10 protein-coding genes and 1 pseudogene are annotated in these 10654 nt (G+C 74.7%); 9 read left to right on the top strand and 2 right to left on the bottom strand.

Annotation, left to right across the window (positions count from 1 at the left end):
- The 5 genes from pcaH to G5C65_RS22000 form a co-directional block, all read left to right on the top strand.
- Nucleotides 1–658 (top strand): protocatechuate 3,4-dioxygenase subunit beta (gene pcaH, locus G5C65_RS22020; RefSeq protein WP_165300633.1); only part of this gene is annotated, 658 nt, incomplete at its 5' end.
- Complete coding sequence (gene pcaG, locus G5C65_RS22015) at nucleotides 655–1263, top strand: protocatechuate 3,4-dioxygenase subunit alpha (RefSeq protein ID WP_165300632.1); 609 nt, start codon at nucleotides 655–657, stop codon at nucleotides 1261–1263. The genes pcaH and pcaG, both read left to right, overlap by 4 nt.
- Nucleotides 1250–2626 (top strand): 3-carboxy-cis,cis-muconate cycloisomerase, encoded by a 1377-nt coding sequence (pcaB, locus tag G5C65_RS22010; protein WP_165300631.1) that lies wholly within the window; start codon nucleotides 1250–1252, stop codon nucleotides 2624–2626. Before pcaG ends, pcaB begins: the two co-directional genes overlap by 14 nt.
- On the top strand, nucleotides 2623–3381 hold the full coding sequence (gene pcaD / locus G5C65_RS22005) for a 3-oxoadipate enol-lactonase (protein ID WP_165300630.1): 759 nt from the start codon (nucleotides 2623–2625) through the stop codon (nucleotides 3379–3381). Before pcaB ends, pcaD begins: the two co-directional genes overlap by 4 nt.
- A 221-nt stretch (nucleotides 3382–3602) precedes the next feature.
- The gene (locus G5C65_RS22000; RefSeq protein ID WP_338146574.1) at nucleotides 3603–4790 is read left to right on the top strand and encodes a 4-hydroxybenzoate 3-monooxygenase; all 1188 of its coding nucleotides are present in this window, start codon (nucleotides 3603–3605) and stop codon (nucleotides 4788–4790) included.
- 18 nt (nucleotides 4791–4808) lie between these two features.
- Here G5C65_RS22000 and G5C65_RS21995 read toward each other — a convergent pair whose 3' ends face one another.
- Entirely contained in the window at nucleotides 4809–5819 is a 1011-nt protein-coding gene (locus G5C65_RS21995) for a LacI family DNA-binding transcriptional regulator (protein WP_165300629.1), read from the bottom strand.
- 343 nt (nucleotides 5820–6162) lie between these two features.
- Between G5C65_RS21995 and G5C65_RS21990 the strand changes: the two genes are divergently transcribed.
- Both G5C65_RS21990 and G5C65_RS21985 read left to right on the top strand, forming a co-directional pair.
- On the top strand, nucleotides 6163–7131 hold the full coding sequence (locus tag G5C65_RS21990) for a glycoside hydrolase family 6 protein (RefSeq protein WP_165300628.1): 969 nt from the start codon (nucleotides 6163–6165) through the stop codon (nucleotides 7129–7131).
- 101 nt (nucleotides 7132–7232) lie between these two features.
- Nucleotides 7233–8897, top strand: coding sequence for a glycoside hydrolase family 27 protein (locus G5C65_RS21985; protein WP_165300627.1), 1665 nt, complete (start codon nucleotides 7233–7235; stop codon nucleotides 8895–8897).
- Between the two features lie 103 nt (nucleotides 8898–9000).
- Here G5C65_RS21985 and G5C65_RS21980 read toward each other — a convergent pair.
- Nucleotides 9001–9532 (bottom strand): annotated as a pseudogene (locus tag G5C65_RS21980) (class I SAM-dependent methyltransferase).
- Nucleotides 9533–9735: 203 nt separating this feature from the next.
- On the opposite strand from G5C65_RS21980, the gene G5C65_RS21975 reads away from it, so the two are divergent.
- Together G5C65_RS21975 and G5C65_RS21970 are read left to right on the top strand one after the other, a co-directional pair.
- Nucleotides 9736–10038, top strand: coding sequence for a hypothetical protein (locus tag G5C65_RS21975; RefSeq protein WP_165300634.1), 303 nt, complete (start codon nucleotides 9736–9738; stop codon nucleotides 10036–10038).
- A gap of 101 nt (nucleotides 10039–10139) precedes the next feature.
- Nucleotides 10140–10433 (top strand): hypothetical protein, encoded by a 294-nt coding sequence (locus tag G5C65_RS21970; protein WP_165300626.1) that lies wholly within the window; start codon nucleotides 10140–10142, stop codon nucleotides 10431–10433.
- The last annotated feature ends 221 nt before the right edge of the window (nucleotides 10434–10654 follow it).

Genomic DNA, 10654 nt, shown 5'->3' with positions numbered 1-10654 from the left:
GTACCGCAGCAGCCTGCTCCGCCATCCCCGCCAGCCCCCGGTCGTCGTCAGGGACGACCCCGAGGCGGTCGAGCTCACCGGCCCGGTCTTCGGCGCCACCGACGTCACGGAGCTCGACGCCGACCTCACCCGGCAGCACCCGGGCGAACCGCTCGGCGAGCGGATCACCGTCAGCGGCCGGGTGCTGGACCGCGACGGGCACCCGGTGCGCGGACAGCTCGTGGAGATCTGGCAGGCCAACGCCTCCGGCCGGTACGCCCACCAGCGCGACCAGCACCCCGCCCCACTCGACCCGCACTTCACCGGCGTCGGCCGCGTCCTGACCGACGGCGCGGGCCGGTACCGGTTCACCACCATCAAGCCCGGCGCCTACCCGTGGCGGAACCACCGGGGCGCCTGGCGGCCCGCCCATATCCACTTCTCCCTCTTCGGCACCGCCTTCACCCAGCGGCTGGTCACCCAGATGTACTTCCCGGGCGACCCGCTGTTCCGGTACGACCCGATCCTGCAGTCGGTCACCGATACGGCCGCCCGCGCCCGGCTCGTCGCCGCCTACGACCACGACCTGTCCGAGCCCGAGTTCTCCCTCGGCTACCGCTGGGACATCGTGCTCGACGGCCCCCGGGCCACCTGGACGGAAGGAGAGCAGCAGCCGTGACGAGCAGCCGGAACGAGCCCGCCCCCACGCAGACCGTCACCCCGTCCCAGGCCGTCACCCCGTCCCAGACCGTCGGCCCCTTCTACGGCTACGCCCTGCCGTTCGCCCGGGGCGGCGAGATCGCACCGGCAGGCGACCCGCGCACCCTCACCCTGCACGGCGTGGTGCGGGACGGCGACGGAGCCCCGGTCCCGGACGCGCTGCTGGAGTTCTGGCAGGCAGCGCCCGACGGCTCGCGCACCGGCGCGGCCGGCTCGCTCCGCCGCGACCCGGCCACCGGCGCGGTCGCCGGCCGCGACGGCGTCGCGTTCACCGGCTTCGGGCGGGTGCCCTCCGACGCCGACGGCCACTACGCGCTGCGCACCCTGCCGCCGCCCGCCGATGCCCCGTACGTCAGCGTCGCCGTCTTCGCCCGCGGTCTGCTGCACCATCTGTACACCCGCGCCTATCTGCCCGGGTACCGGTACGACGCGCTGCTCGCGGGGCTGCCCGAGGAGCGGCGGGCGACGCTGATCGCCCGTCAGGAGGCCGAGCGGCGCTACCGCTTCGACGTCCGGATCCAGGGGGACGGCGCTCAGGAGACGGTCTTCCTTGAGTTCCCCTAGCCACCGCGCCCCCGCGCCCGAGGACACCCGCGCCGATCCGGCGGACGTCGGTCTGCTGGCCCCCGGCCGGGCCGGCTCCCCCGTCGAGGCCGCGACCGGCGACCGCGCCCTGCTGCAGGCCATGCTGGACGCCGAGGCGGCGCTCGCCCGCGCCCTCGGCGCACCCGAGGCCGTCCGGGACGCGATCGGGGCCGCGGCGCGGGCCGACCGCTTCGACCTGCGCGGCCTGGCCCTCCGCGCCCACGAGGGCGGCAACCCGGTCATCCCCCTCGTCGCCGACCTCGGCGCGGCGGTGGGGGACGACGAGGCCGCCGCCTGGGTGCACCGCGGCGCCACCAGCCAGGACATCCTCGACACCGCCCTGATGCTGGTCGCCCGGCGGGCCCGGACCCACATCCTGGCCGATCTCGACGACGCCGCCGCCTCGCTGGCCCGGCTCGCCCGGGAGCACCGCGCCACGCCCATGCCGGGCCGGACCCTCACCCAGCACGCCGTGCCCACCACCTTCGGCCTGAAGGCGGCCGGCTGGCGGCAGTTGGTCCTGGACGCCCACGACCGGCTCGCCTCGCTCGCCCTTCCGGCCCAGCTGGGCGGCGCCGCCGGCACCCTCGCGGCCCTCGGCGGCCGGTCCGGGATCCTGGCCGCGTACGCCGCCGAGACCGGACTGGCCCAGCCGCCGCTGCCCTGGCATGTGCTGCGCACCCCCGTGGCGGAACTGGGCGCGGCGCTGGCCCTGGTCGGCGGCGCCCTCGGCAAGGCCGCGGCGGATGTGCTGGTCCTCTCGCGCACCGAGATCGGCGAGGTGGCCGAGGGCGCGGGAGGCGCCTCCAGCGCGATGCCGCACAAGGCCAACCCGGTCCGGGCCACGCTGATCGCGGCGGCGGCCCGCCGGCTCCCGCAGCACGCGGCCGTGCTGCTCGCGTCCCTGGCCGGGGAGGACGAACGCCCGGCCGGTGCCTGGCACGCCGAGTGGCAGACCCTGCGCGAGGCCCTGCGCCTGGCCGGAGGCGCCGCCCGCGACGCGTCCGAACTGGCCGCGAACCTGCGGGTCGACGCGCGCCGTATGCGCGAGAACCTGGACCTCACGGAGGGGCTGATCGTCTCCGAGCGCCTGGTGACCGCCCTCGAACCGCTCGTCGGCCGCACCCGGGCACGCGAGCTGCTCACCCGTGCCTCGCGCGCCGCAGCGGCCGGGCGGACGCCGCTCGCGGACGCACTGGCCGCGGAGCCGGAGCTGCGCGGCGCGCTCGACCCCGCCGGCGTACGGAACCTGCTCGACCCCGCCGACTACCTCGGCGCCGCACCCGAACTGACCGACCACGCGCTCGGCCGCACCCCGCGGCCGCCCGAGGGAGCCCGATGACCCTGCTGCACCACACCGCCGAAGGGCCCGCGGACGCGCCCGTACTCCTCCTGGGCCCGTCCCTCGGCACCAGCCTGCGCCTGTGGGAGGCGCAGCTGCCCGCACTCGCCCGCGGCCACCGCGTCGTCCGCTACGACCTTCCCGGACACGGCGGCTCCCCCGCCGCGCTGCTGCGCGAGCACTCCGTCCCCGCGCTCGCCGCCCTCGTCCTGGAGCTGGCCGACTCGCTCGGCGCCGAGCGCTTCGACTACGCGGGCGTCTCGCTCGGCGGCGCGGTGGGCGCCTGGCTCGCGGCGCACCACCCCGACCGCGTCGCGTCGCTGGCCCTGGTGTGCGCCTCAGCCCGCTTCGGGGACCCGGAGACCTGGCGGGAGCGGGCGGCGCGGGTGCGTGCCGAGGGCGTGGAGTGGCTCGCCGGGACGGCGGCGGCGCGCTGGTTCACGCCCGGCCACCAGGAGACCGAGGCCACCCGCGCGCTGATCGCCGACCAGCGCGCGGCAGCGCCCGCCGGGTACGCCGCCTGCTGCGACGCGCTGGCCGACTACGACCTGACCGACCGGCTGTCGGCGATCACGGCCCGCACGCTGGTGGTCGCCGGGCGGCAGGACCTCGCCACCCCGCCCGTACACGCCCGCCGGCTGGCCGACGGCATCGCGCGGGCCACGCTGGTGGAGATCGACGGCGCCGCCCACCTCGCCCCCGCCGAGCAGCCGGAGCGCGTGCTGCACGCGCTGCTCGACCATCTGGCGCCGTGAGCGCCGGAGCCCGCCGGGCCCACTCATGAGCAGGGGCGGCAGGGGCGGCAGGGGCGCGCCCCGCAGGGGCGCTTCAGAGGCGCGGGGAACTGCGCGACCAGCCCCATCGCACCCGCACCCCGCGACGCAACAGCACGGGGCAGCCCCGACCCGGCGGGCTCCGCCGGACGGCCTGCCGCCGCGTACCGCGTCCTCGCCGACCCCGAAGAGGAGAGCCCGTCGTGACCATCCCCTCCCGCACCACCGTCGGCGTGGTCGGCGGCGGCCCGGCCGGCCTGCTGCTGGCCCGCCTGCTGCACCAGGCCGGCATCGACTGCGTCGTCCTGGAGTCCCGGGACCGCGGCTACGTCGAGCAGCGGCAGCGCGCCGGAATCCTGGAGCAGGGCACCGTCGACGCGCTGCGCGCCTGCGGCGCCGCCGAACGCCTCGACGCCGAGGGCCTGGTCCACGACGGCATCGAGCTGCGCTGGAACCGGCGCGGGCACCGTATCGACTTTCCCTCGCTGACCGGAGGGCGCCGGGTCCGGGTCTACGCGCAGACGGAGCTCGTCAAGGACCTGATCGCCCTCCGGCTCGCCGACGGGGCACCGCTCCTGTTCGACGCCCGGGTCACCGCCGTGACCGGCGCCGACACCGACCGGCCCGTCGTCCACTACACCCACCAGGGCGCCGAGCGGAGCCTCCACTGCGACTTCGTCGCGGGCTGCGACGGCTTCCACGGCGTGGTCCGCACGGCGATACCCGCCGAGGAGCTGCGGACCTTCGAACGCGTCTACCCCTACTCCTGGTTCGGCGTCCTGGCCGATGTCCCGCCCTCCTGCGACGAGCTGATCTACGCCCACTCCCCGCGCGGCTTCGCCCTGCACAGCATGCGCTCGCCCGCGGTGAGCCGCCTGTACCTCCAGGTGCCCAACGGCACCGACCCCGCCGCCTGGACCGACGGGCAGATCTGGGACGAGCTGGAGGCCCGCTTCGCCGTCGACGGCGGCTGGCGGCTCGCCCGCGGGCCGATCACCCAGCGCGCCGTGCTGCCGCTGCGCAGCGCCGTCACCGAGCCGATGCGCTGGGGCCGCGTCCTGCTCGCGGGCGACGCCGCCCACATCGTTCCCCCGACCGGCGCCAAGGGCCTCAACCTCGCCGCCTCCGACGCCGTCGTCCTCGCCCGTGCCCTCGCCCAGTGGGCGGCCACGGGCACGACCGCCGCGCTCGACGCCTACTCCGACGCCCGTCTGCAGGCGGTCTGGCGGGCCGAGCACTTCTCCTGGTTCATGACCACGACCCTGCACTCCGCGCCCGGCCAGAGCCCGTTCGACACCCGGCTGCAGCTCTCCCAGCTCGACCGCATCGCCGCCTCCCCGCACGCCGCCGCGGAACTGGCGGAGAACTACGCGGGACTCCCCCTGGTCTGAGCCCCGTGCCGCGGCCGCTCAGGTGCTGGAGCGCGCGACCAGGCGGGTGGGGAGGATCAGGGAGCTGGGTTCCTCGCCGGCGATGAGCCCGACGAGCATGCGGGCCATCTCGCTGCCCAGGGCCTGGATGGGCTGCCGGACCGTGGTCAGCGGCGGGTCGGCGATCCGCGCGATGTCCAGGTCGTCGAAGCCGACGACCGCGACGTCGCCGGGGACCGCGCGGCCCGCGCCGCGCAGCGCGCGCAGAGCGCCGGCCGCCATGTTGTCATTGGCGGCGAACACCGCGTCCAGCGCCGGCTGCCGCTGCAGCAGCGCCGCCATGGCGGCGACCCCGCCGGGCTCGGTGAAGTCGCCGCGTTCCGCGGGGACGGGCCGCAGTCCGGCAAGGATCATGGCTTCCCGGTAGCCGCGGTGGCGGGCACGGCCGACCTGGGTGTCCGGCGGCCCGCAGATCGTGCCCACCCGGCTCCGCCCGCAGGCGAGCAGGTGCTCTGTGGCGTGGCGGGCGCCGCCGACGTTGTCGACGTCCACGTACCACGGCGGCTCGGAACCCGGCGGGCGTCCGCCGAAGACGACGGGCACGTCCGTCTCCTTCACGAGGCGGAGCACGGGGTCGTTCTCCCGCACGGCCATGAGCATGACGCCGTCGACGCCGCGGGCACGCAGGAGTTCCGCCAGCCTCCGCCGGCTGCGGTCGCCGGCTGCGAGGCACAGCATCAGGTGCAGATCGGCCTCCTCCAGGACGGCGGACGCGCCGACGATCACCCTGGCGAAGAACGGGTCGGCGAAGATCGACGGAGCCTCGCCCGCGATGACGAGGGCGACCGCGCCCCGCTGCCGGGTGGCCAGCGCCCGCGCCGTCGTATGGGGCACGTAGTCGAGCTCCCTGATGGCCCGCTGGACCGCCCTGCGCTTCTCGGGGCTGACGTGGGGCGCGTTGTTGAGCACGCGGGAGGCCGCCGAGCGGGAGACGCCGGCCCGCTCGGCCACCTCGTCGAGGGTGGGCTGCCGGCGCGGCGCTTCGGTCATGGACGGCGGGCCCTCTCCTGGCTGCGGTGGCCGGGGTGCGGTGCCTCCGCTCGGCTGCTGGAAGCGCTTCCAGTTTCCGGACCTTAGCGGCTCCCCGCCCTCGGGTGAAGGGTCGTCGCGCACCCACTATTGACAGGTACTCATCAGCGCACACACCATAACCGAGGCACCCGCGCGCGGCAGTCCACCATTTGGGAGCGCTCCCAAACCCCTCGGGGCAGCCCCCTCGCGCCGCTCGTACTCGGAGTGCCGCAGCTCGGCGCCGCCGCACCCTCATGCCCTCATGCCGCGGGCTCAGGACGAACGCCCCGCGGCGCTCTCCCTCCACGAATGAGGTTCACCGATGCGCACACTCTTACGCGGGGCGGTGGCAGCGCTCCTCGCGCTGCCACTCTTGCTGGCCTCGTCGTCCACCGCGCAGGCAGCACCCACCCCGCTCGCCATGACAAGCGGCTTCTACGTCGACCCGGACTCCAGCCCCGCACGCTGGTCGGCCGACAACCCCGGGGACGGACGGGCCTCCGCGATCCGCGACTCCATCGCCGACACCCCCATGGCCCGCTGGTTCGGCTCCTGGAGCGGCGACATCGGCTCCGCCGTCGACTCCTACGCCGGCAGCGCCCAGGCGGCCGACAAGCTGCCGATCCTCGTCGCCTACAACATCTACGGCCGCGACGCCTGCGGCGGGCACTCGGACGGCGGAGCCTCCTCCCCGTCCGAGTACGCCGGGTGGATCGCCGACTTCGCCCGTGCTCTCGGCAGCCGTCCGGCCGTCGTCGTCCTCGAACCCGACGCCCTCGGCGACTACAGCTGCATGTCCCCGGAACAGATCGACGAGCGGCAGACCATGCTCGCCGACGCCCTCGCGCAGTTCCAGTCCACGGCGCCGAACGCCTGGGTCTACCTCGACGCGGGCAACCCCGACTGGGTCGAGGCCCCGGCCATGGCCGAACGCCTCCACGCCGCGGGCCTCAGCCGCGCCAGGGGCTTCTCCCTCAACGTCTCGAACTACTTCACCACCTCCGAGAACGTGTCCTACGCCGGCGCCGTCAACCAGGCGCTCGGCCGGCGCTACGGCTACAGCAAGCCGTTCGTCGTGGACACCAGCCGCAACGGCAACGGCTCGAACGGCGAGTGGTGCAACCCCGGCGGCCGCAGGATCGGCACGCCCACCCAGGAGGGCGGCGGCGCCGAGATGCTCCTGTGGATCAAGACCCCGGGAGAGTCCGACGGGGACTGCGGCGTCGGACCGGGCTCCACGGCCGGGCAGTTCCTGCCCGAGGTCGCCTACAAGATGATCTACGGCTACTGACGCCCCACGCCCACCTGCCGACCGCCGGACAGCCGGCAACGGACCGCGCGCGTCCCGCGGGAACAAGCAGCCGCGGGACGCGCGCCGGAGAAGGAGCCACGATGCTCACTCGATCGCACGGACGACTGGCGCGCCTGCTCGCGGCCGCGGCGGCGGCCCTGACGCTCTGCGCCGCGGCACCGCAGCAGCCGGCGGCAGCCCAGCAGCCGGCGGCCCGGGCGGCGCCCGGGAGCCCGGCCGCCACCCCGCCGCTGGGCTGGAACAGTTGGAACAGCTTCGGGTGCGACGTCACCGAGGACACGGTTCGCCAGGCAGCGGACGCCATGGTCAGCTCGGGCATGCGGGACGCGGGCTACGAGTACGTGGTGGTCGACGACTGCTGGTTCGACCCGCAGCGCGACGCCCAGGGCAAGCTGCGCGCACACCCGTCGAAGTTCCCCAGCGGGATGAAGGCGCTGGGCGACTACATCCACAGCCGCGGCCTGAAGTTCGGGCTGTACCAAGTGCCCACCGAACGCACCTGCGCCCAGCGCGTCGGCACCTTCCCCGGCTCCACCGGCAGCATGGGCCACGACGAGCAGGACGCCCGCTCGTTCGCCTCCTGGGGCGTGGACTACCTCAAGTACGACTGGTGCTCCCCCGACGGCACCCGCGACGAGCAGATCGCCCGGTTCTCCCTCATGCGCGACGCCCTCCGGGCCACCGGCCGGCCCATCGTCTACAGCATCAACCCCAACAGCTTCCACTCTCCCACCGGCCACACCTACAACTGGGGCGAGGTCGCTGACCTGTGGCGCACCACCGAGGACCTGCTCGACATCTGGCAGAACGGCAACGTCAACAGCTACCCGATGGGCGTGGGCAACGTCGTCGACATCAACGCCCCGCTCGCCGCCCAGGCCGGGCCGGGCCACTGGAACGACCCGGACATGCTGGTCGTGGGCAGGCCGGGACTGACCCTGACCGAGTCGCGCTCGCACTTCACCCTGTGGGCCCTGATGGCCGCCCCGCTGATGGCGGGCAACGACATCCGCACCATGCCGGCCGACATCAGCGCGGTCCTGCGCAACCAGCGGCTGCTGGCGGTGAACCAGGACTCCCTGGGCGCCGGCGGACGGCGGGTACGCGACGACGGCGCCACCGAGGTGTTCGCCAAGCCCCTGGCCGACGGCTCGGTCGCCGTCGGACTGTTCAACCGCGGCGACAGCACCGCCACCATCAGCGCCTCGCCCGCACAGATCGGCCTGGGCGGCGGGCCGTTCACCCTCACCGACCTGTGGACCGGCGCCACGTCGAGCACGAGCGGACAGATCACCGCGAGCGTGCCGGCGCACGGCGCGGTGGCGTTCCGGGTCGACGGCGGCACCCCGCTCACCGGCGAGACGTCCCCGATCCGAGGGGCCGGCTCGGGCCGCTGCCTGGATGTCGCCGACTCCTCCACGGCACCCGGCGCCGACGTCGTGATCTGGGACTGCCACAGCGCCGCCAACCAGCTCTGGACCACATGGGAGGGCGGCGAGATCCGCGTCTTCGGCGACAAGTGCCTGGACGCCGAGGAGCAGGGGACCGCCAACGGCACCCCGGTGATCAGCTGGTCCTGCAACGGCCAGGACAACCAGAAATGGACCCTCGAAGCCGACGGATCGATCCGCAACGCCCACGCCGGCCTGTGTCTGGATGTGAGCGGCGGGGCCACCGCCAACGGCTCGCGGCTGGTCCTGTGGGACTGCAACGGCCAGGCCGGCCAGCGATGGACACGCGCCTGATCCCGCCACGGCCGAGGAGCGCGGCCCCGCTGCCCACGATGCGCACGGCGGCCGCCGCGGCCGCGCCGACCCGCCGGGCGGGTCGGCGCGGCGCGTTCGGCGGTCAGGGTCTGCGGTGGACCGAGACCGCGTACGCTCCCCCGGCGTAGGGCTCGCGGGACCATGTCGCATACCGTGCCTCCGGCGCGAGCCCCGCCGTGACGCAGTGCGCGTCGTAGTCGTCCGCGGTGTAGCCCCGGTCCAGGGAGAAGCCCGCCACCAGGCGGCCGCCCGGCCGGAGGTGCGCCGCCACCCCCGCAACCAGCGCCGGCTCCGTTCCCGGTGGGGTGAACAGGGGGACGTTGCCCGCCATCACCACCACGTCGAAGGACCTCCCGAGGTCGAGGCCGGCCAGGTCGCTCCGGCGCCAGGGGATGTCGGGCGCCAGGCGCCGGGCCGTGGCCAGCATCGACGCGTCGAGGTCCACCCCCACCACGTCGATCCCGTGCCGCGCCAGCTCGATCGCCACCCGGCCCGTGCCGCACCCCGCGTCCAGGCCCCAGGGAGCGCACCAGCGTCGCCTCGCCGTGCACATCCCCGCCCTCGGCGGCGATGCTGTCGAACCGGGCCTGGTACTCCTCGCCATTCCACCCCATACGCACACCCTGGCACATCCGCCCGCCGAGCAGCCCCGGCATCCACACGCGCACACATCCCACCGGGCCCCACCGGCACGCCCCGCGCGCAGACATGCAAGGATTGCTATATATTAACGTCGACATACATGGCCCGCGGCGGCACCACGAGAACCACCAGCACCATCGGCACGCCGCCGAACAAGCACACACAGGAGCACCAGATGTCCACCGCCACCGAGCACCGCACCCACGGCGACCACCCGCACGTCCACGGCGAGGGCTGCGGCCACGTCGCCGTCCCGCACGGCGACCACACGGACTACGTCCACGACGGCCATCTCCACAAGTCCCACGACGGCCACGTCGACGAGTGCCTCAGCGGCGGGCACACCGTGCACGAGGGCCACGAACACCAGCACGGCGAGGGCTGCGGCCATGTGGCCGTGCCCCACGAGGACCACGTCGACTACGTGCACGACGGCCATCGCCACGCCGCCCACGAGGGCCACTGGGACGACCACTGACCCGGGGCGAACGTCCGCCCACGAGCGGACCTGACGGCCAAGCCCCTGTGCGCACCCGCGCAATCGCGGTCCATCCCTTGGCCTGGTCAGGGATGGCCACTATGCCGGAGCTGCACACGCGGCTCCCGGCGGATGTGATCACCCTCGGCTCCCCCGGCCCGCCGGCAAGGACACGGCGGAGACTCGGCAGTGGCCAAGGCCGTCCAGCGCAACCGCGAGGCCCCGAGCGGCTCACCGCCGCTCGGGGCGCCGATCTCCCCGTCATCGCCTCCGCCGCGGTGCTCTGCGCCAGCGCCCTGGCCCAGCACGGGCGCGTCACGATCCTGACCTCGGACGTCGAGGACATCGCCCTGCTCAGCACCGACCACGCCCGGGTAGCACCGGAGAAGGTCTGACCCAGTCAGGGAGCGCCAGCGCCGACCGGCGGTCACGCACACTGGATCGCCCGGGCCTGGAATCCTGCCAGGGGCAGGCGTCGCGCTCTCTTCGGTCCGAAGCCGGAGTCGCGGAACCATGGCACTTCGACCAGCGGGAGCGTTCAGCTTCACTTCGTCGATTCCGTCGAAGACGAACGCACCCCGGCCGCCGCTTCTTCACCCCGCCCCGTCCAGCGCCC

This window comes from Streptomyces boncukensis (assembly GCF_011045075.1).
GTDB lineage: Bacteria > Actinomycetota > Actinomycetes > Streptomycetales > Streptomycetaceae > Streptomyces > Streptomyces boncukensis.
The sequence above is the reverse complement of the archived record's forward strand: the minus strand, read 5'-3'. Positions and strand labels throughout refer to the sequence as shown.

Coding starts and splice junctions, on each gene's coding strand:
- pcaD (WP_165300630.1), top strand. CDS start 2,623: ATGACCCTGCTGCACCACACCGCCGAAGGGCCCGCGGACGCGCCCGTA.
- G5C65_RS21995 (WP_165300629.1), bottom strand. CDS start 5,819: ATGACCGAAGCGCCGCGCCGGCAGCCCACCCTCGACGAGGTGGCCGAG.
- G5C65_RS21990 (WP_165300628.1), top strand. CDS start 6,163: ATGCGCACACTCTTACGCGGGGCGGTGGCAGCGCTCCTCGCGCTGCCA.
- G5C65_RS21985 (WP_165300627.1), top strand. CDS start 7,233: ATGCTCACTCGATCGCACGGACGACTGGCGCGCCTGCTCGCGGCCGCG.
- G5C65_RS21975 (WP_165300634.1), top strand. CDS start 9,736: ATGTCCACCGCCACCGAGCACCGCACCCACGGCGACCACCCGCACGTC.
- G5C65_RS21970 (WP_165300626.1), top strand. CDS start 10,140: ATGCCGGAGCTGCACACGCGGCTCCCGGCGGATGTGATCACCCTCGGC.